This window comes from Sphingobacterium sp. CZ-UAM, from assembly GCF_002000245.1.
In the GTDB taxonomy this organism is placed as follows: Bacteria; Bacteroidota; Bacteroidia; order Sphingobacteriales; family Sphingobacteriaceae; genus Sphingobacterium.
On the sequence record NZ_MTCM01000004.1, the window covers coordinates 279,879 to 306,399 of the forward strand.

General features: G+C 42.3%; 18 protein-coding genes and 3 tRNA genes. 12 read left to right on the forward strand and 9 right to left on the reverse strand.

Annotated elements, in window-relative coordinates:
- Window positions 1–100: 100 nt before the first annotated feature.
- Window positions 101–730: a porin family protein gene (locus BWD42_RS17090; protein ID WP_077437606.1), complete on the reverse strand. Its 630-nt coding sequence runs from the start codon at window positions 728–730 to the stop codon at window positions 101–103.
- A 382-nt stretch (window positions 731–1,112) separates the two neighbouring features.
- Here BWD42_RS17090 and BWD42_RS17095 point away from each other — a divergent pair.
- Together BWD42_RS17095 and BWD42_RS17100 are read left to right on the forward strand one after the other, a co-directional pair.
- Window positions 1,113–1,183: transfer RNA gene (locus BWD42_RS17095), tRNA-Cys, on the forward strand.
- A gap of 33 nt (window positions 1,184–1,216) precedes the next feature.
- Window positions 1,217–1,396: a spore protein gene (locus BWD42_RS17100; RefSeq protein ID WP_077437607.1), complete on the forward strand. Its 180-nt coding sequence runs from the start codon at window positions 1,217–1,219 to the stop codon at window positions 1,394–1,396.
- 34 nt (window positions 1,397–1,430) lie between these two features.
- On the opposite strand, the gene BWD42_RS17105 is transcribed toward BWD42_RS17100, so the two are convergent.
- On the reverse strand, window positions 1,431–2,177 hold the full coding sequence (locus BWD42_RS17105) for a copper homeostasis protein CutC (RefSeq protein ID WP_077437608.1): 747 nt from the start codon (window positions 2,175–2,177) through the stop codon (window positions 1,431–1,433).
- 272 nt (window positions 2,178–2,449) lie between these two features.
- On the opposite strand from BWD42_RS17105, the gene BWD42_RS17110 reads away from it, so the two are divergent.
- On the forward strand, window positions 2,450–2,869 hold the full coding sequence (locus BWD42_RS17110; RefSeq protein ID WP_077437609.1) for a hypothetical protein: 420 nt from the start codon (window positions 2,450–2,452) through the stop codon (window positions 2,867–2,869).
- A gap of 45 nt (window positions 2,870–2,914) precedes the next feature.
- Entirely contained in the window at window positions 2,915–3,208 is a 294-nt protein-coding gene (locus BWD42_RS17115) for a hypothetical protein (protein WP_077437610.1), read from the forward strand.
- A 111-nt stretch (window positions 3,209–3,319) separates the two neighbouring features.
- On the opposite strand, the gene BWD42_RS17120 is transcribed toward BWD42_RS17115, so the two are convergent.
- Window positions 3,320–4,300, reverse strand: a complete 981-nt coding sequence (locus BWD42_RS17120) for a DUF1080 domain-containing protein (protein ID WP_077437611.1) — start codon at window positions 4,298–4,300, stop codon at window positions 3,320–3,322.
- A 209-nt stretch (window positions 4,301–4,509) separates the two neighbouring features.
- Window positions 4,510–5,676 (reverse strand): helix-turn-helix domain-containing protein, encoded by a 1,167-nt coding sequence (locus BWD42_RS17125; protein WP_077437612.1) that lies wholly within the window; start codon window positions 5,674–5,676, stop codon window positions 4,510–4,512.
- A 212-nt stretch (window positions 5,677–5,888) separates the two neighbouring features.
- On the opposite strand from BWD42_RS17125, the gene BWD42_RS24800 reads away from it, so the two are divergent.
- Window positions 5,889–6,065, forward strand: coding sequence for a hypothetical protein (locus BWD42_RS24800; protein WP_175992084.1), 177 nt, complete (start codon window positions 5,889–5,891; stop codon window positions 6,063–6,065).
- Window positions 6,066–6,193: 128 nt separating this feature from the next.
- On the opposite strand, the gene BWD42_RS17130 is transcribed toward BWD42_RS24800, so the two are convergent.
- Complete coding sequence (locus BWD42_RS17130) at window positions 6,194–6,511, reverse strand: hypothetical protein (protein WP_139351196.1); 318 nt, start codon at window positions 6,509–6,511, stop codon at window positions 6,194–6,196.
- Between the two features lie 367 nt (window positions 6,512–6,878).
- Between BWD42_RS17130 and BWD42_RS17135 the strand changes: the two genes are divergently transcribed.
- Together BWD42_RS17135 and BWD42_RS17140 are read left to right on the forward strand one after the other, a co-directional pair.
- The gene (locus tag BWD42_RS17135) at window positions 6,879–7,460 is read left to right on the forward strand and encodes a hypothetical protein (protein ID WP_077437614.1); all 582 of its coding nucleotides are present in this window, start codon (window positions 6,879–6,881) and stop codon (window positions 7,458–7,460) included.
- Between the two features lie 10 nt (window positions 7,461–7,470).
- Window positions 7,471–8,232, forward strand: a complete 762-nt coding sequence (locus tag BWD42_RS17140) for a leucine-rich repeat domain-containing protein (RefSeq protein WP_077437615.1) — start codon at window positions 7,471–7,473, stop codon at window positions 8,230–8,232.
- A 495-nt stretch (window positions 8,233–8,727) separates the two neighbouring features.
- Here the strand turns inward: BWD42_RS17140 and BWD42_RS17145 are convergent.
- The 4 genes from BWD42_RS17145 to BWD42_RS17160 all read right to left on the reverse strand — a co-directional run bounded on the left by BWD42_RS17145 (window position 8,728) and on the right by BWD42_RS17160 (window position 11,239).
- Window positions 8,728–8,801: transfer RNA gene (locus BWD42_RS17145), tRNA-Pro, on the reverse strand.
- A 203-nt stretch (window positions 8,802–9,004) separates the two neighbouring features.
- A complete protein-coding gene (locus tag BWD42_RS17150) occupies window positions 9,005–9,439 on the reverse strand; it encodes a hypothetical protein (RefSeq protein ID WP_077437616.1) in 435 nt (144 codons plus the stop codon).
- Between the two features lie 271 nt (window positions 9,440–9,710).
- Complete coding sequence (locus tag BWD42_RS17155) at window positions 9,711–10,604, reverse strand: alpha/beta hydrolase family protein (RefSeq protein WP_077437617.1); 894 nt, start codon at window positions 10,602–10,604, stop codon at window positions 9,711–9,713.
- Between the two features lie 561 nt (window positions 10,605–11,165).
- Window positions 11,166–11,239, reverse strand: a tRNA-Pro gene (locus BWD42_RS17160).
- Between the two features lie 580 nt (window positions 11,240–11,819).
- On the opposite strand from BWD42_RS17160, the gene BWD42_RS17165 reads away from it, so the two are divergent.
- The 5 genes from BWD42_RS17165 to BWD42_RS25010 are packed head-to-tail and all read left to right on the forward strand — an operon-like array spanning window position 11,820 to window position 26,519.
- Window positions 11,820–18,797 (forward strand): type I polyketide synthase, encoded by a 6,978-nt coding sequence (locus BWD42_RS17165; protein ID WP_077437618.1) that lies wholly within the window; start codon window positions 11,820–11,822, stop codon window positions 18,795–18,797.
- A 19-nt stretch (window positions 18,798–18,816) separates the two neighbouring features.
- A complete protein-coding gene (locus BWD42_RS17170; protein ID WP_077437619.1) occupies window positions 18,817–23,061 on the forward strand; it encodes a type I polyketide synthase in 4,245 nt (1,414 codons plus the stop codon).
- Window positions 23,049–23,348 (forward strand): acyl carrier protein, encoded by a 300-nt coding sequence (locus BWD42_RS17175; protein WP_077437620.1) that lies wholly within the window; start codon window positions 23,049–23,051, stop codon window positions 23,346–23,348. The genes BWD42_RS17170 and BWD42_RS17175 overlap by 13 nt, the downstream gene beginning before the upstream one ends.
- Complete coding sequence (locus BWD42_RS17180; protein ID WP_077437621.1) at window positions 23,339–24,121, forward strand: alpha/beta fold hydrolase; 783 nt, start codon at window positions 23,339–23,341, stop codon at window positions 24,119–24,121. The genes BWD42_RS17175 and BWD42_RS17180 overlap by 10 nt, the downstream gene beginning before the upstream one ends.
- Window positions 24,114–26,519, forward strand: a complete 2,406-nt coding sequence (locus BWD42_RS25010; protein ID WP_077437622.1) for a glycosyltransferase — start codon at window positions 24,114–24,116, stop codon at window positions 26,517–26,519. The genes BWD42_RS17180 and BWD42_RS25010 overlap by 8 nt, the downstream gene beginning before the upstream one ends.
- Window positions 26,520–26,521 lie beyond the last annotated feature (2 nt).

Consider the following 26,521-nt stretch of genomic DNA (forward strand, 5'->3'; position numbering starts at 1 on the left):
TAAAAATAACAATTTCGAATGACTTAGTTTTAGGTAAATAAAAAAGTCCCTACACATGCAGGGACTCTTTCCTCATAATAAGTTTAAGTACTTATATTTCTTATAGTCCAAAACCGATTCCCACAGACCAAACACGGTTTTTGGTTGAACCACCATTAGGTGCTAAATTGGTCAAACCTAAACCATAACCGGCATTGATCTGAAAGCCATTCGTTAATTGATAACCCGCCAGGAAGTTTACACCAAAGTCCGTACGTTTTAGATGATCACCATCACCACTTCCAAATTTTACATCAGTTTCGCCCTCTGCCCCAAATTCTCCGACATTACCTTTGACTTTATTTTTACCACTTAATCCAAATCCCACATATGGTCCAGCTCCGACGAAGAAATTACCTGACCCACCGGTAGGGAGTTTAGCCACTAAATTGACTGGGATATCCAAAGACATAATACTTTGCTTAAATTCCCCAGAGCTAGAACCGTTACTCGCAGATTCTTTTCCACCTTTATTTTGTAAAGACAATCCAGGCTGAATAGAGAAATATGGAGATACAGGCGCATCTAAATAACCTGTCACAAAAAAGCCTGTGTTAGACTCTGAACTTCCATTTTCAGTTGAATATTTAGGAATATTTACACCCGCACGTAGTCCGTATCCCAATCCTCCTTGTGCAAAAGCACCCAATGAACCAAATAAAATTGCTGCAGATAATAATAGTTTTTTCATGTTTCCTAATTTAATTTACTTTATTCTTTTTTATCATTTTCTCTCATATACTTCCTGTATGAGATTTATGACATACCCATTTGCAATATCTATTCCAAAATACGTAAGCGACTAATATTCACTTCGAAACAAAAGAAAAAAGTTAAATCTCGTTTTTTTTGATTGTCCTTTAAAAGATACAGTAAGTAGGATACTCTTCAAGTTTTTCAACTCGCGCTATCCATTTAAAACAGGCGTTTATAAGGATTGGACTATCGGCTTCCTAAAAACTACGGGCTTGGTTTTCAGAATAATGCTCAAAAACACAAAAGTTTTATCACAAAGATTTTTTAATTCCAATTATAAGTTTTATTTTTGCAGACCTTCAAAAGGAAAAAAATAGGGTCGGATGGCCGAGTGGCTAGGCTGAGGTCTGCAAAACCTCCTACAGCGGTTCGAATCCGCTTCCGACCTCGTTTTATTTTAAACAATAAAAATATTATCAAAATGGGAGTTACACGTTTAAAAAGAAAAGATAGAAGAAATAAAACTGTTTCACGTGTTGAAGTTCAGTTCTTGAAATTAGGAACTAACGTAGAGTTAGGTTCTAGATCAAAAATGAAAGCTAGCAACCAAATCGTTAAAAACGATGCTATCTTAAATCAATTAGCTGCAGAAGCTAAATAAGCAAAAAGAAACTAGCAGCCTTTAAAGTTATACTTTAAAGGCTTTTTAATAAGTCTACCATTTGGTGGACTTTTTCTTTTGAGCTTATCCACTGCGGCTCATCCATTCCCTTAACCTGATCCTGCGAAAACTGCATCTTTGAAGGCTGGCTCTCTTTTGCTGAACTGTGTATAGCAATGGCACCGGTTTCTTCCAAAATTGTCCTGATATTAGATGCGTCCACCCCTGCCCCCGGCATAATCACGATACGTCCAGCAGCCTGCCTGATCAATCGTTGCAGTAGTGACACCCCCGATAAAGCTGAATTTCTCAAACCGGAAGTGAGTATACGATCTATACCTAGGGCAATGACATCTTCCAATGCAGCAAAGGGATCTTCGACACGATCAAAAGCACGATGGAAGGTCACATGCATAGGCCGTGCAGCATCAACTAAACGCTTTGTATTGACCTTATCCACGGTACCATCAGCATTCAACGCACCGATAACAACTCCGTCCATCCCTAATTCCTTACATAGCTCAATATCTGCGATCATTTCTAATATCTCTTCTTCGGTATATAGAAAATCTCCCCCCCGAGGCCGAATTAATACATGAACACCAATATGCACAAGTTCACGTACCAACTTCAATTGGCCAAAAGAAGGCGTTGTTCCGCCGTTCTCTAAGTTTTGACAAAATTCAACACGTGTTGCTCCGCCTTTTTCAGCCTCGATCGCCGAAGCAACTGAATTGGAACAAATTTCTAATTGATAATTTCCGATAGCTTTCTCCTTCATTCAATACAATTTTAAATCCGATTTTATGCTATGCGAATAACGTAAAAAAAAAGCAGATTACCTATTTTCTCACATTGAGGAAGCAAAAACTATTTTTCCGGAACAAACTCCAACAGATAGGTTCCACCTTATATCAGGCAACATCCTACAGGTCAGTCGTCTATTATTATTTATGAATAGGAAAACATTTCTCCAAACCATTTGTATATACCTTACATGCTTTTATTTAAAACATTAATAACCAACACTGTATAAACTTTAAGTAAAATATCATGGCAATTATATCAAGAAATATGGAGACACAGGAACGGATTATCAGTACTTTTGAGGAACTCCAATCCGCTATACAAGGTCTAAAAAGTCAGATTGTTGAATTCGAAATGCTATTTAACGAAGCATGTGATCGGCATATCGCATCTGATTTCAAAAAAGAATGGCTAATAGACCGTATTTCTTCCCGCCATACGATGATGCTGATCCGATACGATAGTTTACAGCTTATTCAGGAAACCGTCTCAGCCTACCGCGATTATGATGGTTTATTTCTGGATCACAAACAATTACTGGATGCAATCGAACTATTAATGCTTACTCATGCCGAGGAAGAAGAATATGAAATTGCCGCCATTATCAAAAAATGGCATGAAAAATTTGCCGATGCTGTCTATTTCCTAGCTGACCTCAGCTATTAAGTCATTGTTTTGTTTTACATTTGCGGCACTGTAAAATATTGAATTATGCGCAAACCACCCGCTATAGTTGATCTACATGCAGATGCATTCCTTGAAGATTGGGAAGACTATTCTGCTGACGAACTTATGCTAGAATCCATTGATTTCTTAAGATCCAACCTGGATGCAGCTATTTATTGGGAAATGAACGAAATCAAGTTTATTCACGGAAAAGGAAAAGGTATCTTAAAAAAACTAATATTTAAAGAGCTTCAAGAATACAAAGAGAATGGTTCGATCGACCGGTACTATACTTCATACCAGAATGAAGACATTGTAGTTGTGGTGATCGGTATCTAAAAAGAGACTACCCCTCGATTGAATGCTCCGGAAAAGTTAAATTCTAGCTTTGTTCAACTTTTAAGGTGCACATCAAAAAGATAGTCTCTTCTAAAATAAATTTATATTGCCCTATTTAACGGCCGGTGTAATGATTACCTTTCGGAACTCGACCGGTCCATGGTCGCCTTGAAAATAAATCGGGCCTGGTTCAGCTTCTCTACTGTCCAAAGCTCCTCCGGTGATACCAGGGATCTCTTGGTTGCTAATAACTGTTTTGCCATTGGCAACCACTGTCACCAGACGTCCAACCAATGTGATATCATAGGTCTGCCATTCTCCGGCTCCTTTGTTCACCATCTCATTTGCGGCAAGAAAACCATATACACCTGCAAACAGCACTGCATTCGGATGCGCTTCTTTCGGGCTATCCTCAATCTGTACTTCGTAACGTCCTCTTAGATAAACACCACTGTTACTTCCAGCCGGGATCTTAAACTCAACATGCAATTTAAAATCTTCAAACTTTTGTTCTGAAACAAGATTAGATCCTGATTGAGGGCTGGTTAGTATACCATTTTTCACAACCCATTGGTTTGTTTTGCCAGTAGCTTTCCACCCCGACAGGTCCTTGCCATTAAAAAGTTGAATCGGTTTTCCCCATTTAACGGCAGCTGCTCTTTTTAATTCTGGTGCACGTACACCTTTAAAGCGGTGTGTTTTGCCATCAGGCTCTGTTATTGTGCCCTGTAATGTTCCGTTTTGAATCTCACCTTCCACACTTAAATTCATCTTTCCGCTCTCCCATTGTGGAGGTATTGCAAATTTAAACTTTCCATTTTCATAAAAAACCTGTGAAACAGGTCTTGCACTCCCCGAAGTACTCACATAGTGACCTACTAAGGTTTTGTAACCTGACAATTTCACCTCAAGCCAGGAAGGTGCAGGCGTACCATTAACGTCAACCTCTATATCCCATCGCCCAATCAATTCCTTTCCGTCAATCTCCTGGTCCTGGACAATTGATTCGATGATTGAATCTTTAGCGAAAGTTGCCTGCGGTAGCGCAGCGGAAGCCAATAGCCCCAAAAGAAATGCCGCTTTTCTTTTCATATTGTTTATGTTTATATTCTAATTGACAATAAATTTCCAGCAATTTAACTGTTTCGACGCTGGTATCCAAGGGATCTCATGTTAAAAAAGCCTAAGAGCTGCATCACAATTATCGACAGCAATTCTAGAAAAAAGCCTATTTCGATTATTAGGAGCTGAAGTTAGCTGAGCATTTACGGAACTCATATTACTATCCTTACATCCATGACCTAGGCCTCAGGTTTGAATACAACTTGCTGTTGACGTGCATAGGCACTGGGAGATAGTTGGGTTATTTTTTTAAAATTTCGATTAAAGCTGGTCTTCGAATTGAAACCACATTCGAATGCCAGCCCCAATAAAGTGTATTGTCTACTTTCTGGCCGACTCAACAACTCTTTGAAGGCTTCTACACGATAGGTATTAACATAATCATAAAAGGATTTTTCTTCCCTCGAATTGATGATCTGCGAAAGGATAACAGGATGCACATCTAGTATCTTAGCTAAATCACCCAATGTTAACTCCGGGTCCTGATAGCATTTCTGTTCTTTCATGATCGTATTCAGTTTCATATGAAAGTATGCGGCCTCGGATTCTTCCAGTCTCGTTTTCTCATATTTCACCTTCTCAGCTGGTTCCGATACAAGGCTGCGCTCTTTTACTTCTTCAGCAGCTTCCAAATCCTTTAAGAGAAACACCTCATGTGATGACAACACGTGGGAAAAAATTCCGACCTGTCGAATGCCAAAATACCCAAAGAAAAAAATAAATAATGTGATCACTATAAAAAAAACAGCAGGGTTAGGATCAAATATGACAACAATCCAGATCGCTCCCATCCCAGAAATAAGGTAGCGCATCCAATTGAGGGTAATTTTCTCCGTATTGGAAAACTGACCGATAATGTTCTGTTTATGTTTACGTAGAAGAATAAAGGATAAGATGATATATACAACTCCTGAAATCATAAAGCCAACCACCAGAACCATAATTAATGTATCAAACTCATGCGTCAAGTAATATTTTTCTTTATATTCCACTACTGCTACAGGTAACACGAACGCCAATATAATTGATACGATCACTGCGGGAATAAAATGCAATAGGTAAAGCCATTTATGCCGCTGTTGCCCGCTTACAAACAATATATATAGATACAAAAATGGACCATGCAAAAAAGGGAAAGGCATTTCCCAACCAAATAGTGTGGGCATTTTCTGGATCTCTCCTGAACCATACAATCCCACTAAGATAAGATCGAAAAAAGCAAAAAAAAGCCAAACGCTTAAAATTTTATCCGCGGTATTTTTTTTAGGTTTACTGACAAGCAAAATGAAAAGGAACAAAGTCATAAAAATTCCGCCGATATAAATAATATGCCAGATCGAACTCATAGAAGATGGTTAGAATAATTTAACATTAAACAGCTGTTTTGTTCCTTCAGCTATATTCATAGATGTTGTCAATTTACAAACATTATAGATAAGCAATATACTTTCTTTTTTATTATCTACCAAATTGGAATTTCACTTTTGAGCACACTGAAACAAGAGCTGATTTACATACTGCTGAAGCATGTTTTACCCCATCCTTTTATTGGAATTTTATGGTGTTAGTTATCAATAAAAAAATTCCTTCCGAAGACAGCGCATTAAATATAATAACAGTACTCAATATTTTCAGTGACTTTACCCTCCTTCCTGATGACAAACAATACGATTCAATTAACGCGGACCAGCCGCAGTGGAAACTGCAGCTGGTCGGAACAAATTTCCTTAAATAGTATTAAAATATCCTTATTTTTTCGATTCTATTGGCCAAACTGATATCTCGCTTGTCCGACAACACTAACACTATTGGAACTGGCCGTCTTATCTTCAACAAGCTTATTATCAACAAAAACCTTTACTCTTACACTTCGCTTTCATTGTTTCGAACAGGAATGGAGCTTAATAAAGTGAAAATTTCCGCAAATTCTACTTTTTTCTTCACTTCTTTAGTAAAGGGTAAGGCAACACTCTCAATACTTGTATCTTCACCAGTTTCGTTCGTGTAGGTTACGCTAGCCGTATTGTTTGTTGTGGAGCTCACTTCATATCTGACAGTAGCATCTTTGGGATAACCAGCTGTTGGGTCATATGGCTTGTCATCTTTACCACAGCCAATAAACAGGGCCGACGCAAAAAACGTCAACAATACACTAAAAATTGAAATTTTTAAATTTTTCATTTTCATTCGATTTGATTTATGTGATTTTATAATAGCACTTTGCTACCGACAAAACTATATTTTAGATTCGCCCCAGTCGCCCCAGCTTATAAGATGGCACCTGATTTACATTAAAAAAACGCCGGTATAAATCACATTCATTAGACACCTAAGACCTCAACAATCTTAAATACGACAAGAATATACTTTAAAAGTTTCCAAGTTGCTTCAACGACACAAGGTTCGCTCCCATGGCAACAAATTGATTATAAACATTTTCTCAAAGCGGCTACCTCAAAAAAGAGGACCATCTTATAAGATGGAACGTTTGATAGCAGTAAAATAGCTAGTTTCGAATTAAATCTAAAGACAATCAGTATAAGGCTATATGAAAACTTTTTTTATTAATTTTTTACTATTATTTTCTGTGCCATACTATATCAAAGCGCAGAAAGCCCCCAAGGTAATTTTTCCGAAATCAACTTTTGACGTCGTACAAGCAAAACGTATGATCAGTAGCGACGGAAAGGCCACTTTGCGTGGCACGGTATCCAGAAATAGCAACTATAAGGTCAATGTCGTCGAGCTTTATCCCTGTACTGACTATTTCTACGAATGGTACGAATTGAAAAAAAAGGACAAAAAAGGAAAAAAACATATTTATATGTCCAATGAAGCTTATAGCTATCGAATTTTAACAAAAATCCAAGCCGACGGTTCTTTTGAATTTAAAGGTCTAAATCCTGGAAAATATTACATCAATACATTGGTGTATGAAACAAAATCTGGCATCGGAGAAAGACAGGTGGGAACTGAAACAGTTACAACTAAAAATGGTTACGGACATCTGCTTTCTTCCTACGACAGACCCATCATGGAAAAATACCGATTTCTATATGAGACTGTAGACCGTCTGGAATCATTTACAGAGATTTCATCCGAGGAACAAACTGTCAATGTAACACTCTAAAACTATCACCATGTCTATCAAATTAATAACAAGCTGTTTTTTTTTATTCAATGCCTGTTTATTTGTTAATGCCCAGGAGGTCAAGATTCCAGATATCAACTTTACACGAAGCCTGATAGCCCAAGGAATCGATACCAATAACGATGGAAAAATACAACTTTCGGAAGCAAAAGCAGTTAAAGTACTTTACGTAAATGGCGCGGGCATCACTTCCCTTGAGGGAATCAAAAATTTTTCCAACGTAGAAGACCTTGGCTTCTATGAGAACAATATTAAAGAAGTTGACCTCTCCGGAATGACTAGCCTCAAATTCATCTATGGATTTGACAGCCATTTAGAATATATGAACATTAAAGGCTGCATCAATGTACTTAACGTTAGCTGCAATAAAAATAATTTACGGCACCTTGATCTGTCGGACCAGAAAAAACTTAAGGAGCTTAGCATTGGGTTTAACCAGCTTACACGTCTCGATATCAGTGGGCTTACAGAACTTAAAAAAGTTCATGCTTATTTAAATAAGATTCAGGAATTCAAATTCGACAGTTGTCCTCAGCTCGAGGAGATATGGATTAATGAAAACAGAATTAGTCACCATTTAGACCTAACAAAATTTCCAAAACTAAGATCCTTTATGGCTTTTAGAAATCCCCTAACCTCTGTAAATATCGTCGGCTTGGAATATCTGGAAAATTTTAGTTGCCATGGTAGTGATATCACTACATTAAACCTAAGTGGTACGTATAATATTAAAGACCTGAGCTGGTATTAAGAAATAAGGTTGATCATCAAAGTAATCATATTGTTAGTCTTTAGAGCTTTTTAATCGGGGTGGCAGGATTGGCTCAGCCGCGCATACCTCAGACTCTGCCCTGATCCCCCTTCGGGTCGAACCCAATAGCCTCCCTATAAGATCGTAGGTTCTCTCCCCACTTGAAAACAAAAAAAGCCCGACTGTCGTCGAGCTTTATTGTCGGGGTGGCAGGATTGGCTCAGCCGCGCATACCTCAGACTCTGCCCTGAGCCCCCTTCGGGTCGAACCCAAGAGCCTCTCTATAAGATCGTAGGTTCTCTTCCCCCTTGAAAACAAAAAAAGCCCGACTGTCGTCGAGCTTTATTGTCGGGGTGGCAGGATTGGCTCAGCCGCGCATACCCCAGACTCTGCCCTGAGCCCCCTTCGGGTCGAACCCAAGAGCCTCCCTATAAGATCGTAGGTTCTCTTCCCCCTTGAAAACAAAAAAAGCCCGACTGTCGTCGAGCTTTATTGTCGGGGTGGCAGGATTCGAACCTACGACCTCCACATCCCAAATGTGGCGCGATACCGGGCTACGCTACACCCCGAAAAAGGTATCACCTTTGTTTTGTGTGGCACAAAAGTACACTAAAAATATTTTGTTTTCAAAATTATTTTCACCAACAAACTTAACACATTGATATATTGACAAATAATTTTAAAACAAGCATCAACATCATATGCATAGATGAAAAAGTTAGATTGCCAACAGCTTTAATTTAAACCCGTCGACAATCTACTTCGGATCAGGTTACCAACTTCTCTTGATTACCATCGTTGTTTTAATTGCCCCTTGCTGGTTAACCAATGTTAGCTTGGAGACTGTAGAAACAATATTTTCCTGGATTTTATATTCAACACCATCAAAAATCATCGTTTTTGCATCGGGCATACTGTAGTCGTAAGATACTGCAGTATTATCTTTTTTCTTATGCCAAGCACCGTCTTTATCAAAATTAAGTGTCTCTCCCTCTTCCATCATCTCCCGGGTTACATTTAACTCAGGAACGCTATTTCCTGAAACAGTTTTTGTCCAGCGTTCCCAATTTCCGGTACGGATTATATTCAATGCGGCATCTCTTCCGATGCTATCAACGGTTTCCTTACTACAAGACGTCATTCCCACCGCAATTACTCCAAGCAATAGCAGCATCCAATTCTTAAAAGTCATTTTTAATGTGCTCATAATTTATTTTTTTGGGTACACTTACAAGTATTATACCAAACTACGTGAACTTCGCTGCGTCAAGAAAAAACAGCTTTTTTAACCTGGGTGACCAATTGAGATTGCAAAAGAATGCAAAATACGGTCCGACACATTAACCATTGCATCAATAAACCATGACATCATGATAACGAAGATAATAAAGGGGGCGGGTGTTTGGCCGATGGCTATTATGCATTAAAAAAGATAGTAAAATTACCCGCTCGTGGAATAGCCGGGCAATACTCTATTTTCATTTTCTAGACAGTTTCATGCTCAACGTTTTCTGCTTTATCCATTGAACTGAAATATCGAAGGGTTCTGAAATATTTTCAGATGAAGTATCATGTCCTAATGTTGGAAATAACGTGTATTCAAAAGGTTTGCCTTGTACTTTAAATGAGTTTAGTTGTTCTATACACAGCTTTACGGGAATTTGTATATCCTTCTCTCCAAAAAGCCAAAGTCCAGGAATTGAAAGCATATTCAAAGAATTTTTTGGGTCAGTCGCTACAAATTGATATTTGTCTGGGTCATTTTTTGTATGCTCACGAGCATCTGCATCTGTATGATGTTCCCAAAAGTTATTATTGCCATTCGTATAAAACTGAAATCGGAGTTGTTCTAGAGTTGTTATCGTAGGACAACTAAATAAAACCATAAATTCAATTTGATGATTCTTACTTGCAGTAATCGGCATTATCCATCCTGCCTGACTAAACCCGACTAAACCAATTGGTATCTTTTTCCCTTTCAAATAGGTTCTAAATGTTTTTACTGCTTCATTTGCATCGTTAGATAATAAATTAAGGTTAGTTGTATCTATATTATTCGTACCAACAGATGGTCCAACATATACACCTCCAGATTCTCCAACTCCACGTTTGTCATAGGTCAATACAGCAATACCTTCTTTAGCAAGACGTTTTGCAAACTCTATTTCTCTTTTTACCGGGTCAGACCCGTGAACAATCACAACCGCTGCAAATGGGTTTTTAGGTCTTAAAATTGACCCCGCGAGAGTAACACCCTGACTTTCAAACTTAACCTCTTGGATGGTAAAATCAGTTGATTGAGAAAAGACCATTTCTGGTAAAATCAATAATAAAAACGAAATAAATAAGGTAAAAAAAAAGTTAATATTCATTTTAGTTCAATCAGAAAAATTTTATCCAATGGGTTCCGTTGGCATTGATTACGAGCGAAAATACATTGGCGCAGTAGTGGGTAAATTAGACGAAAGTTCAATTTAGCAGGAACGTAACTGATGTATTTTCAAAGAACTAAATTACAAATTTCTAGGGAATGTGAAATACATGTAGCGACCAAATGTATTCAATATTTTAATTTAGCTGTTAACCCGCTATTTTGTCAACTAGATATTAATGTACAGCTTATTTTGATAATTCGTTAGCAAAAGTAAACATCAAAAGGAAGGAAAAGGTTCATACCTTGTGAGATTCGTGTAAAAGAATTATTAGGTCATGAAAGCTTAACAACAAAAATGATCTACACACAGAGATATCGACAAATAATACCTCCCTAGCCTATTAAGTTTTTTAAATTTCTAAAGAAAAAGCCACATTTAGATCACCTTAAGCTATTAGATAGTGCCTCTTTTGGATCGATGCTAATAACTTCTTTAAAAGTCGTAGGTTCTCTTCCTGCTTGAAAACAAAAAAAGCCCGACTTTCGTCGAGCTTTATTGTCGGGGTGGCAGGATTCGAACCTACGACCTCCACATCCCAAATGTGGCGCGATACCGGGCTACGCTACACCCCGAAAAGGTATCACCTTTGTTTTGTGTGGCACAAATATACGCTTATTAGGCATTCTTTGCAAGCAAAAATGCAAAAATAAAACTAATCAGCTGATCTATTGAAAGATATTAGCTAGCTCCTATATTTAACTTAAAAGTTAAATATAAGCCAATAAGCGAAATAGAATACTACACGCATCAGTAACCATATCCATTCTATAAAGACTCAAAGAAGTGTATACAAATAATGTAAAAATATAAGATGACAACCTATTTACAGTAAAACACAATTAAAAAGCCTTTTGAGATAAAATTATTCCTTTAGTTATTCACACATAAAATAAATAGTTATTTTTTTCGAAACATACATTTAAAAAACGGACTATAACTGATTTTCAACAAATTTGTAGCCTCATGGTTAATAATACTCAGGCGTTTACTACTTTTTTGTTAAAAAATCATTATTAAATTACCTTTGTTGTTAAAAATATAATAAAAATTAATTACTTTTATTACAACATAACAGCCCTCCCGTCAACACCACTACGGTTTTGATTTCTGTTATGGGATCTCCTGCTATTATATTTTCAAGATCATCAATGCATGAAAAATTTAACCATTATTGGATTAACGCCTTTTGAAAAGCCTGACGTAAATCTCATGCCCAAACTCCATCAAGCGGGTGCATTTCCCGTATTAAGTTTGGGACACAACTTAGCCAACGCTCAGGAAGCACTGAATCAACTTGATCAGACTGCTCTATTTACTTATGGAATTTATTTTCCAAATGATAAACTTCTATCCCTTGAAATTCCGGAGAAAGTAAGTGTCATCATTCTTCCTTTTGGAAGCCCAGCTCCCACGGCTCCGCACCTATCCATAGTGTATCAGGTCAGCAGTATGGAAGAAGCCAAACAAGCGGAACAGCTTAACGCAAAAGGAATTATCATAAAAGGAAATGAAGCTGGAGGTGTCGTTGGATATGAATCCACGTTTGTACTCTTCCAACGGATTATCAAAGAAATTCAGTCCATCCCAGTTTGGGTACAGGGCGGCATAGGTTTGCATACTGCTGCTGCTGCAAAAGCACTTGGTGCTACCGGAATTGTATTGGATAGTCAGCTCGCGCTTTTTCCCGAAAGCTCAGTCCCCCAGGACTTCAAAACGCTCTGTGGAAAACTAAACGGAACTGAAACTAAAATCATCGCCAACCACCGTGTACTGGTACGTCCGAACTCGCCAGCCTTATCGGACCAGGTTGTTACGACCGAACTCCGGGCATATTTTACCGACCTGAATCCTGCTACGAGTTATATCCCAATGGGGCAAGACATTTCCTTGGCCATCGATCTTTATGAAGATTTCAGAACACTGAAAAAGCTTATTTTCGGATTTAAGGAAGCCATGTACGGCCATTTAAAGCAGGCGAAAGCGTTACAGCCGATTGATCGAGACAATGTATTAGCAAAACAACTAGGCCTGCGTTATCCGATCGCACAGGGCCCCATGACCCGTGTTAGCGATGTCCCTGCTTTTGCCAATGCCGTAGCGGAAGCTGGAGCACTCCCTTTTGTTGCCCTGTCTCTGCTCCCTGGTGAACAAGCGAAAACCTTGGTTATGGAAACCAAACAACTCGCTGGAAACAAAGCTTGGGGAGTGGGCATCTTAGGCTTTGCACCGCAGGAACTGCGCGAAGAACAGACCGCCTACATTCTGGAAGCTAAACCACCCGTTGTCCTGATTGCCGGTGGTCGACCTGCCCAGGCTAAGGTATTTGAAAAAGTGGGCATAACAACGTTTCTACACGTGCCGTCTCCTGCCCTGCTCGACATGTTTCTAAAGGAGGGTGCCAAAAATTTCATTTTCGAAGGTCGCGAATGCGGTGGCCACGTAGGTCCTCTTTCGAGCACTGTGCTCTGGGAAAAACAGATCGAACGCATCTTAAAAGAGGATCACCCGGAACAGATCAGTGTTTTCTTTGCCGGCGGCATCCACAATGCATTCTCATCAGCATTTGTTTCCATTATGGCGGCTCCTTTAGCCGCCCGCGGCGTAAAAGTCGGTGTATTGATGGGAACTGCGTATCTCTATACACAGGAAGCAGTCAGCACTAGCGCAATTCAGGAAGAATTTCAGCGACAAGCGATGCAAGCCAAAGATACGGTCCTCCTGGAGACAGCACCAGGACATGAAACCCGTTGCTTGAATACAGCCTTTGCACAACACTTCAACCTAGAAAAATCCAAATTATTGGCTGCCGGTGTCGATAAGAAGGAAGTCTGGGAAAAATTGGAAAAATTAAACGTCGGTCGCCTACGTATCGCAGCCAAAGGCGTGGACCGACAAGGCGACAAATTAGTCGCTATCCCGAAAAGTAAACAATTGGATCTCGGCATGTATATGATCGGTCAGATCGCAACCATGCAGAACAAGGTGATCTCCCTAGATGCGCTGCATCAACATGTTGGCATCGATAACCAGCAGTATATCCAGAACGCGCTACTACCTGAAGAACCTCTATCAAGCGAAAAACCCTTGGATGTTGCTATTGTCGGGATGGACTGTATATTTCCAGGGGCCAAAAATCTGGAAGAATATTGGCGCAATATTATTCTTGGGAAAGACAGTGTAACCGAAGTTCCGGACGAACGCTGGAATAAAGAATTATACTATAAACCCGACTCGGATGGCCCGGATGTATCCCATTCCAAATGGGGTGGCTTTATTCCGAAAATTGATTTTGATCCCTTGGCTTTCGGGATTCCACCACAGTCACTCGCAGCGATTGAACCAACACAGTTGTTGACATTATTGGTCGCCAAGCGTGCCATGGAAGATGCCGGTTATGACGAAAAACAAATCAACCGCGAAAATATTTCCGTGATCATCGGTGCCGAAGGGGGCAATGATCTTGCCAACAGCTATAGCTTTAGAGGATACTACAAACAGGTATTCGGAGAACTTCATGAGGAAGTGAAAGAGGCATTGCCTCATACCACAGAAGATTCTTTTCCCGGTATTTTGGCCAATGTTATCGCTGGTCGGATCACAAATAGACTGGATCTTGGCGGCCGAAATTTCACAGTGGATGCTGCCTGTGCCTCATCGCTCGCAGCGATTGACCTTGCTTGCCAGGAACTCATCCTGGGTAAATCAGATATGGTGCTTGCCGGTGGAGCAGATCTGCATAATGGCATTAACGATTACCTGATGTTCTCCAGCACACATGCGCTCTCGCGGAAAGGGCGATGTGCCACATTTGACAGTGATGCTGACGGCATTGCCCTTGGCGAGGGGGTGGCAATATTGGTACTCAAACGCTACGAAGATGCTGTACGCGATGGCGACCGCATCTACTCCGTTATCAAAGGCGTGGGTGGATCCAGTGATGGTAAAGCCTTAGGCCTCACCGCTCCCCGAAAAATCGGTCAGGTACGCGCACTGGAACGTGCCTATAATCAAGCGGGTATCAGTGCAGCATCTGTTGGTCTGGTTGAAGCGCATGGTACAGGAACAGTTGTTGGTGATAAAACAGAACTGAGTGCGCTGACCAATTTATTCAGCCGTTCAGGAGCCTTACCAGCACAAACGCATTTAGGTTCGGTCAAAACCCAGATCGGCCACACCAAATGTGCGGCAGGATTGGCAGGCTTGATCAAAGCTTCCCTAGCAGTATTTCATGGTGTAAAACCACCAACACTTCACCTCCAACAGCCGAATGCCTATTATAATGCACGAACAAGTCCTTTCGCTTTCCATGCTGAAACTGGTTTATGGGGCGAAAAAAGACGTTATGCTGGCATCAGCGCCTTTGGTTTTGGCGGAACAAATTTCCATGCTGTTATTGCGAATCATCCGCAGGAAGATAGTACAATTACTTTGCAATCCTGGCCATCAGAACTATTCGTTTTCCGTGGCGACAGCTATGACGAAGCAAAGGGGCAACTGGGTCAGGTAAAAGCACTTTTAGATATCAACGATAGCCTCCCGCTAAAAGATATCGCCTACAGTTTAGCTGTTGCATCTGAAAAAACGATCCAGCTCAGCATCGTTGCTGATACAGCGGAAGACCTGATGATGAAAATCGAACTGGTGTTATCCGGTATTGAAAGCAAAGACACTTTTATTGTCAATAAACGTGATGGTAAAACAGCGTTTTTATTTCCGGGACAAGGTAGTCAACGCATTAATATGGCGCGTGATCTCTTTGTGGTATTCCCTGAAATGCGAAAGCTTATCTCGCAGTATCCAGAATTGGAAAAAGTGCTTTTTCCTTCAACTACGTTTGATGCTGACTCTTTAAAACAACAAAAAGAAACCATTAAAGATACACGTCTGGCACAGCCACTTTTGGGTATTGTTGACCTGGCCTTGGCCAAATTCCTCCAGTCACTCGGTATCGTCCCAGATATGCTGGCGGGGCACAGCTATGGTGAGCTACCAGCTTTATGTTTCGCTGGTGTGTTTGATGAAAATCAGTTGGTCAAACTGAGCAGCAAGCGTGCCCAATCCATCCTGGATTCAGTAGAAAATGGCGACCCGGGTACCATGGTTGCGGTCAATGCAGATGCGGAACGATTAAAAATACTCCTAGGCCGTGTGGAAGGCGTTTATCCCGTAAACTACAATGCACCGACACAATGTGTTGTCGCCGGCAGCACAGCGGCTATCGGGAAACTCATGGAACTGTTAAAACAGGAACGAGTCTCCGCTAAAAAACTGGAAGTAGCCTGTGCTTTCCATAGTCCTTTAGTCGCTAAGTCAAAGCAACTTTATGCAAATGTGTTGAAGGATGTTCCTTTCCAAGAAATGCGACTACCAGTTTGGTCAAACACTACAACAAGCTTATATCCTACTTCAGCTTCCGAAATAAAAGCAAGGTTGACGGAACATTTGGTTCAACCTGTCCGCTTTGTAGAGGAACTCCAGGCCATGTATGCAGATGGCGCACGGATATTTATCGAAGTAGGTCCTGGCAAAGTACTGACCGGCCTGACCAAATCCTGTCTAGAGCAGGATCAGATCACCCTGTACGTAGAAGACAGCAACCGCAACAAATTGACGCACCTACTCTGTATGCTCGCACAATATTTGGGGACAGGTCGCAATTTTTCGATTGAAAAACTTTTTGAAGGCCGTCATGTTCAACAAATTCAGCTAGATCAACCAAATTTATATAAGAAAAACCCTACGATCTGGCGTGTCAATGGGCAAGCTGCACATCCAACCACCGGATCTTTACCTGTCAATGGTGCATTGCCCATCATAAGCCCCATTAAAATGAGTAACCTTAACAATCCCATAGCTGCAACGACAGAAGCACAACCTGCTGAGCGTATGCTGCAAGAATATTTAAACAGCATGAAAATGCTGATCCAGGCGCAACGTGATGTCATGCTTTCCTTTTTGGGGCAAACCCCACAAGTAGCAGCTATGCCGGTTTATTCAAGCCCCACACCAAATGTGACTGCAGATCTTTCAAGCCCCATTACGGTTCAACCCACGCTCAGCGAAAATTCCACTGTCGCAACAGCTGTCCAAACACCAACGAAAGACATTAAAACACTATTGTTACAGGTAGTAAGCGACAAGACCGGTTATCCACATGAGATGTTGGGTATGGAAATGGATCTGGAGGCCGATCTCAGCATCGATTCAATCAAACGGGTGGAAATTATCGGTACCCTACGTACGGAACTTGGCACACTGAAATTCGACCATACCAATGAAGATACGATCATGGAACAATTGGCCGCCATAAAAACCTTAAATGGTCTGGTTTCCTGGTTAACAGAATTCAGCGGCGCAACAGCGGAGTCAGCAACTAGCATTCAAACAGCAGTATCTACCCCCACAACATCAAATCAGTCTGCGCTCTCCCTTGCGGAATTACAAACAGCAATATTGGATATCGTCAGTGAAAAAACCGGTTATCCCAAAGAAATGTTAGGATTGGATTTGGACCTGGAAGCTGATTTGAGCATAGACTCGATCAAACGGATGGAAATCATTGCTGAACTGAAGACCAAAATTGGCTTTGGGGAGGATCTCGAACATGCCGAAGATCTAATGGAAACCTTAGCAGCGATTAAAACCCTTAACGGTCTTGCTTCCTGGATCAGTGAAGTTAGTGAAACAGCTCCTGAGCAGAGGCTCTTGTCCAGACTTCGTTTTGACTTGACACCAGCAGATGCAGCCTCAGCACAAGATACAGAAATTCTACAGGGCAAACGTTTTGCCATTGCTCCAGATCACGGACAACAGACACTGGCCATCAAAACCATGCTCGAAAAACATGGTGCCATCGCCGAATTGGTCAATCCAGAACAGGATCTCGCCGTCTTCGATGGGCTGATCATTACAGATACCTATTCAGCAACCATCAAACATAATATTATCGACCAGGTTGATCTGATCAAAAAGATGGATCTGGACCGGGCCAAATGGGTTTATTTGATCTCGGATATCCCAGCACATGTAGAAAAAACAAATGATACACATGCATTGCGCCACTATCAGGGGTACCCAGGCCTGTTTAAAAGTCTGGCCCGTGAGTTTGAGCAGACCAACTGTCGATTGATCAGCCTAAGCACACCACAGGAAACAGATCAAATTGCTGAAATTGCACTAAAAGAGATCTTGACGACCGATAAAACCGTAGAGGTTATCTACAAAAATGATCAGCGGCATACGGTCGATATCATACCTTCGCCACTTTCTACAGGCAGCGAAGAAGTCCAAATCCAACTGGATGAAAAATCTGTTGTCCTTGTACTTGGCGGTGGACAGGGGATTACCGCCGAGCTGGTAAAACATATGTCAGCCTCCTACCCTTGTACCTACATCCTTGTAGGCAGATCGGCAGATCCAAGGAAAGACACCCGGATCCCGAAAGAACTGGAAACAATGACCTCCAAGGAGCAGATCAGGGCGCACCTTATTCAATCAGGACTATTCCATGCACCAGCACATATTGAGAAAGAGACCCTCCGTATCTATAAGAACAATCAGATCCTACGGACTATCCGCGATATGGAACGTTTAGGAAACACCGTCATTTATGAATCACTGGATCTCTGTGATGAGGCCGGATTAACAGCCTTGCTCCACCAGATTTATGAACAGTATGGACAGCTCGATGGTGTGATCCATGGTGCCGGCCTGCTGGAAGATAAACTCTTCAAACAGAAAACAACCAGTTCTTTCGGACGCGTCTTTGACACCAAAGTAAAACCCTTACGTGTATTGGCGGAACAATTACGTTCGGATTGCCAATTTGTCGTTTTATTCTCCAGTATAGCATCTGTTTATGGCAACAAGGGCCAGACAGATTATGCCGCAGCAAACAGCGTATTGGATGATTATGCCAATGTATTGAATAAGCGACTGAAAGGAAAAGTTATTTCGATCAACTGGGGTCCGTGGAAAGGTGCCGGGATGGTTTCGCAGACACTGGAGACGGAATACGAACGCCGAGGTATCTCCCTTATTCCTTTGGATGAAGGAAAGGAAATTTTCCTTAACGAGATCAGATATGGTACGGAAAGCCAAGTATTAATTATGTCAGGCAACAATTGGTAAACCGTCATAGCTATTGATTATGAAGAAAACAGATGTTGCCATCGTTGGTTTATCTTGTGTTTTTCCAGGGGCACAGGATGCCAATATGTTCTGGCAAAATATCATCAATAAAGTCGATTCGACGGAGGTCGCTCCGGCTGACCGCATTGACCCGGTCCATTTTAGTGATGGTCCGGGGACTGTAGATCGCTTCTATTGCAAACGTGGTGGGTTTATCTCTGACTATGTGTTCGATCCAACGGCATTTGGCATTTTACCACTTGCCGTTGAGGGAACCGAGCCGGATCACCTGTTAACGCTTGATCTGGTACAGAAAGCATTGGAAGATGCTAGCGTATTTCAAAAACAGGTATCACTGGAAAAAGCGGGAATTGTCATCGGGAAAGGAAATTATACTGGCCCGGGAGCTACCCGTGCCATAGAAATCGTACGTACCGGCGAGCAGATTTCCTCCCTTTTACAGGAACTTTTACCGCAGGTGCCAGCGGCTGATATCGAAAAGGTAAAACAAGCATTCCAGGAACGCAAGGGGCGCTTTGCTGCTGATACGGCTATGGGCTTAATCCCTAATCTTGTAGCTTCGCTTGTGGCCAACCGCTTCAATCTTGGTGGTGTGGCCTTTACTGTAGATGCTGCTTGTGCCAGCGCCCTGATCGCTGTAGACCATGCAGTACAGGAACTGCAGCGTGGCCGTAGTGACATCATGATTGCAGGCGGAGTACATACGGGACAAAATGCTGCCTTTTGGAGTATTTTTGCTCAATTGGGAGCCTTGTCGCGCAAACAGCAAATCAAACCTTTCAGCATGGATGCCGATGGCTTACTCATCGGTGAAGGCTGTGGTTTTGTTGTATTAAAGCGACTCGAAGATGCTGTACGTGACCAGGATAAAATCTATGCGGTCATCAAAGGTGTGGGGGTGAGCAGTGATGGCCATGGTACAAGTGTCATGAGTCCATCGGTGAAGGGACAATTAAAAGCGCTACAGCAAGCCTGGATCAATGCTGAACTGGATGAAAAACAGATCGGTTACCTGGAAGCTCACGGTACAGGGACACCTCTTGGAGATAAAACTGAACTGGAGACGCTGTCGCAATTTTTCGGTAAAGACGACGCGACTCAAGTGGCTGGAATCGGTTCGGTCAAATCCAATATTGGTCATGCCATGCCGGCTGCAGGAATCGCGGGGCTGATAAAAACCTGTCTGGCCCTATACCATGATACATTGCCACCAACGCTGTATTGCGAAAACCCGACCGCCGACATGCAGACAACGCGATTTGCTCCCGTGCAGGAAGCAAAAAGCTGGTCAAAGACAGGTCTGCCCAAGGTGGCCGCAGTAAATGCTTTTGGCTTTGGCGGTATTAACGCCCATGTGGTCTTGACAGGCTATGATATGCCGAAAAAAGATCCAGTGCTATTACTAGCCCGGCCAACTCATGCGGAATTATTATCGGCTTTACGGAATAACGACAACATAGTAGGTGTAGGCAATTATCGTCTAGCACTATTTGATCCAACCCCAGAACGGATTGAAAAGGCTATCAAAATCGTTTCTAAAGATAAAGCCTGGCGCAATAAGCAGGATATCTGGTATACCTCAGCCCCATTATTACAAGAGGGAGGCAAGGTTGCCTTCGTCTTCCCTGGTTTAGATGGCTTAGCCAAGGGAGAGATTGACTCGGTCAGTCGCTATTTTGGATTATCAGCACCTATACAAACCGAAGGTGAAGGACTCCTGAATGATGCCTTGGCTATTTTTAATTCTTGCAGCATTTTGGACAATTCCCTAAAAAAACTGGGAATATATCCGGACATGAATGCCGGGCATAGCTTAGGAGAATGGCTGGCGGGCTATTCTTCGGAACTGGCGGAAGCAAGTTCGGTCAAGGATCTGATTGATGTACTTCACCCGCAGACTTTTGAACTCAAGGACTCCAAATTTATTGCCATTGGGACAGGGCTGCAGGAAATTACACCTTTGATTACTGGAATTCCCAATATTTATGTTTCAAATGACAACTGTCCACATCAGGTCATTCTATGCGGTAGCAATACCGCTTTAGAAGAACTGGTACCTCAGTTGAAAGCGAAACAGATATTCCATCAGATCCTGCCATTCCAGTCGGGTTTTCACTCACCTTTTGTGGCAGACAAGCTGGATCTGATCCTAGCAGGTATGGAAAAAGTACAATTTCAGCAAACAAAGATTCCTTTGTGGTCGGCAACAACATTAAAGCCCTACCCTTCGGATCAACAGGCCATCCGTCAATTGAGTGCCGAACACCTTGTACAACCAGTCCGTTTCCGCGAGCTAACGGAAAAGCTTTATGACGAGGGAGTCCGGTTCTTCATCCAGGTGGGTACTGGTGGACTGATCGGCTTTATTGACGATACCCTAAAGGGAAAAGCTTTCAGCACCTTAGCATCCAGTGTGGTAACACGTTCAGCACTTGCTCAGCTACAACGTATCGTTGCGGCTTTATTTGTAGAAGGAAAAACGGTGGCGCTGGATTTTCTGGCGGTACATAACCATATAAAAAAGACGACAAGCAAAGGCATGAAGCTACAGCTCGGTTCGCCTATCGTCCGTAATTTTGATGCGATCAAGAGCTTAGGAAAATCTTTTGATACCGTTCAACCACAACTGACTGTGGGAACAACCGTAAAGGGCAATCATCCATTGGTTCAGGCATTTCAGGAGAATATCGCCGATATGATCCGGATGCAGGAAGAAGTATTGACACTCTTTCAGAACCGGGCTGCCTCTGGTATTACAACAGCCGTTGCCGCCCCACCTATCCTAGAAAAAACTGTTGAAAGACATTTCGAAAAAATGCTGCAGGTCAATTTGGACAGTCATCCCTACCTGATCGATCATAGCCTGCTGCGACAGCCAAAGGGATGGTCCGAAGTAGCGGACATGGAACCGGTGATTCCGATGACTATGATCTTTGAGTTGCTCGCAGAAATCGCACAGTCGGAACAACCTGCGACCAAGATCCATAAGATTATGCACGTAAGTGTATTTCAATGGATGAACGTGGCCAAACCATTTGAAAAAATGGTTAAGGGCGAATGGCGTCGCCCACAGCTGGCCTATCTGGATATCGAAAATTTTGTAAATGCGGAGGTAGTGCTGTCTGCAGCACACCCTGCCCCCCCACAAGTTGACCTTTCTATTGGTGAGAGGCTACCTATCACGCGAACTTCCGAAGAAATCTATGATAAGCATATGTTCCATGGAACAGCCTATCAGGGTATTGTGGCGGTGACGGCTGTAGGTCAAAAGGGGATCATTGGCAAGATCAAGGGTAATGGTGGAAAGGGCTCGCTATTGGATAATGCGGGACAATTGTTCGGTTTGTGGCTTCAGCTTACACTGACCAAAGATCGCATTGCATTTCCGGTTAAAATCAAAGAAATTGAGTTTTTCGATAACATGCATGATCAAGATGGTTTGTTTGAGTGCACTTGTATGTTGACTGAGCTCAACGATGAGTTCGCCATCGCTGACATCATGCTAGAACGAAATGGGAAAGTATGGTGTGTGATCCGTGGCTGGCAAAACAGACGGCTGGAAATCGATGAAGCACTATGGAACGTGTCCATGTCGCCACTGCACAACCGTCTGTCAACGGAAATCGCACCGGATGTTTTCTTCTTTCACCAAGCCTACACCCGGGTTGCTTCTTGGGACTTTATTCTGAAACGCTATTTCAACCAAACGGAAAAACAGCACCACCATCAGCTACTGCCCAACCGCCGAAAAAGTTGGATGGTAAGCCGTGTCGCCGTAAAAGATGCGGTGCGACAGCTGTTGAACCGTCAGAAAAACCTCCCCTGCTATCCCATTACCTTTGAGATCCGCTCAGATGAAGTCGGTAAACCATATCTTTTGGGGGATATCACAAAAGATATCCATGTCTCGCTGGCCCACAAGGTAAAAGATGCCGTAGCTATCGCCCGCACAGATCGCCCTGTAGGTATTGACATGGAACTCATTGCGGAACGGAGTTCTGGGTTTTACCCCCTGGTTTTTACCGATGCAGAAATGGAGTTGCTCAAAGACAGGGAACAGGCCGAATGGACGACCCGTTTTTGGGTGGCGAAAGAAGCTTATGGTAAATTCTTAGGTACAGGCTTAAAAGGCAACCCTAAAAAATACGAAGTGGAGCGTATTCAAGGCGATCATCTTTGGATCAATCAAATAGAAATAAAAACAATCAAACACCAAAATTATATCATCGGATGGACACTATAAACACCACATTAAAATTAAATCACGAAGAATTATTCGCTTTATTAAAAGGCTTTATAACAGAAGTTATCGGCGAAGAATTTGTAGAAGAGATGGATATCACACCAGAAAGTTCCTTTACAAAGGACCTTGAAATGGACAGTATTGAAATTGTTTCTTTTTCAGAGAAAATCAAAGCGCATTTTGGTGAGCAGATTGATTTCACCGGCTGGTTATCTTCGATGGACCTGGACCAGTTGATTAATCTTGACCTCCGCATGATCATCAATTATATCCACGAATGCCAATAATTACGGTCAACAATAGGAAAGTTCATATACAGGAACTGAACAAAGGTGCTGAACAAACCGTGGTACTGATCCATGGTATGTTCAGCAACCTCTCTATTTATTATTTTAATATTGCTCCAATCCTAGCGCAGCATTTCCACGTCGTTATGTATGATCTCAAAAGTCATGGCATGAGTGAACGTGTATCGGAAGGCTATGATCTTGAGAATATGTCATTCGATCTGATTGCTTTGTTGGATAGTCTACAACTTCAAAACGTCCATCTGCTGGGTTACAGTTTTGGTGGACTAATCGCGTTGAAAACCGCATTGCAGATCCCAACCCGTGTGGAACGACTCGTCGTTATGGAGGCTCCGGATCCACAGGATGAAAAAGCACGCAACATCATCGATGAGTATAGTAAGGAATTTCTGGAGCATTATATCGCCAATTTTACCGATACCACAAAGATGAAAATGGGTAAGCGACAATTTGAAAAAAATCATCGCCTTTACGAGTTTTTATTCAACCAGACGAGTATCAAAGCGGATATGATCAAGGAAAAATATTTCCTCCATGAAATGGATACTGCAACATTACCGCCATCCACCTTACTGTTGTATGGAGATATATCAAACTGTAAACCAACGGGGGAATGGCTGCAAACAAAAATATCTGGCGCTCAACTTGAACTCATTCCGGGAGATCACAATATCCCCATACAAGAACCTACACAGATAGCTGAAACTATCGTTGATTTTTTATCTAACCCTTTATTACAAAACCATGGCTAAATTTGTGTTTGTTGTCCCCCCACTGACAGGTCATGTCAATCCGACGTTGAGCATTGGTGCTGAACTATTGGAAAGAGGACATGAGGTGGCCTGGATCAGTCTCGACAAAAACTTAACCGATAAACTTCCGGCTGGCGGAAAGCTTTTGCTTATTCAATATGACCAGACGGATGAAGAAAAAAAAGAAAGTGAACAGTACCTCGATATCATTTCAAAAAAGATCGTCTATGGTATTGATAGCATCAAGTTTCTTTATGAAGATGTACTTATCCCTTTAAATAGACATTGTTATAAAGGCATCCTTACCTTATTAGAAACATTTGCACCAAATCTAGTCATCGGTGACCATCAATTATTTGCTGCTGCGATTGCGGCAAAGAAACTTGGGCTCCGCTATGCAACCACTGTTACAGCCCCTGCCGCGATCAAAATTGTCAGCGAGCTTCCGAAAGTACACGAGTGGGAAGAAAAACAGATTGTTGCCTTACAGCAGGAACTCGGGGTTGTGGGTGATAAGCCGTTGGATTGCTCAGATCTACTTACGCTAGTCTTAACCTCCCGTTATTTTTTTGGCGAAATGGATCTCAGCTCAAACTATCAGTTCACAGGACCTGTCCTGGCCGAACGTCGGGGATCGGCTGTATTTGACTGGGATAAATTGCATGCTAGCAATCGAAAAAAAATCCTGGTCAGTATTGGTACTACCTTTGACCATGAGCATAAGAAAGCATTTTTCCAAAAGGTTATCGATGCTTTTGCTGGAGCGGAGCTCACTGTCGTCGTCGTTTCAGATCCGCAGCTATTTGATGCCTGGCCTGAAAATTTCATGGTTTATCCACAAATCCCACAATTGGATCTGTTACCACACCTGGATGCTGTTGTATGCCATGGTGGCCATAATACGGTTTCCGAAACTCTTTCACAGGGTCTGCCACTTGTGGTCATCCCGATCGCTTACGATCAGTCACATGTCGCGGGTCGCGTAGTACGTACCGGTGCCGGTGAACGACTGAATTTCAATCGCTTTAAAGCACATCATTTAAAAGATAGTGTCCATACCATCTTGAATAATCCAACCTATCGTGAAGCTGCACATACCGTACGTCAATCTTTTGTCGATGCGGGTGGCACGAAAACCGCTGCAGACCTCTTGGAACAAACTGCCACTCCTATCGCTTCAAGAGCGGATGTACCGGCGAAGTTCCTCTTTGTTGTTCCACCATTTTTTGGACATATCAGCCCAACGTTAAGTGTAGGTGCAAGCCTCCTTGCCCGTGGGCATGAAGTCCGGTGGTTTGGCATAACGCCATTAGCTGATCATCATATCCCTGCAGGTGGAAGTTATATCTATCCTGAAGCGGATCTGCTACCTTTTCAGGAGGAACTCCAACAGCTATTGAAACGTCAGGATGATGGCCCCTCCTGTTCGGGCCCCGAAGTCATGAAACTGGCGCTGGAAGAAACCTACATCCCCATCGCGAAAATGATGATGCCCGGATTGGAACGTCTTCTTGGCCAATGGCGGCCCAACGTCATCATCAATGACTGCATTACTTTTGGGGGAGCGTTATTCGCGCATAAACACCAGATCCCCTGTGTGACGACGACGCCCGTTCCGCCAGATGTCATGGGCGACACGGAGAAGAGTGCTCCTAAGATATTTGAGTGGCAGCAAAATTTGATCAAAGACCTTCAAAAGGCTGTGGGAATTTATGATCAAGGAATCTTTATACACTCCCATCAGCTCAACCTGATATTTACGTCACAAGCTTTTGCCGGTTTTGAAACGGTACCGCCATACATGAAATTTGTCGGACCGGTCAAAGGTCGTCCAAACAATACCCCTTTTGACTGGGAGCGTTTGGCCGCCAGCACTACTCCAAAAGTATTTGTATCCTTAGGTACACTACTCGTGGATATTCGAAAAGCATTTTTCGGTAAACTGATCGAGGCCTTTGCCGATCAGCCCGTGACAATTATTGCCGCTACCCCACCGGAAATATTTGAAGAATGGCCTTCCAATTTTATTGTGAGTGGCTTTGTTCCCCAATCCGCTTTGATGCCACACATGGACATGGTTATTTGCCATGGGGGCTTCAATACGGTGAACGACACCTTTACCAATGGTTTACCCATGCTGATCACACCGATCGCCTATGATCATTTTCATACAGCCAAACTTATTGAGCAGGCCGGCTGTGGTGTGAGTATCCGATACAAACGTATGCGTATCGATGCCCTGCGGGACACGGTGTTTGAGTTATTGGAAAATCCCAAGTATCGAAATGCCGCCAAAGAGGTACAAAAGACCTTTCTAACCGCTGGCGGTAACGACCAGGCGGTAGCACTATTGGAAGATTTTGTGAAACAAGAATGTTTGACATTGGTACAGGTGTAGGC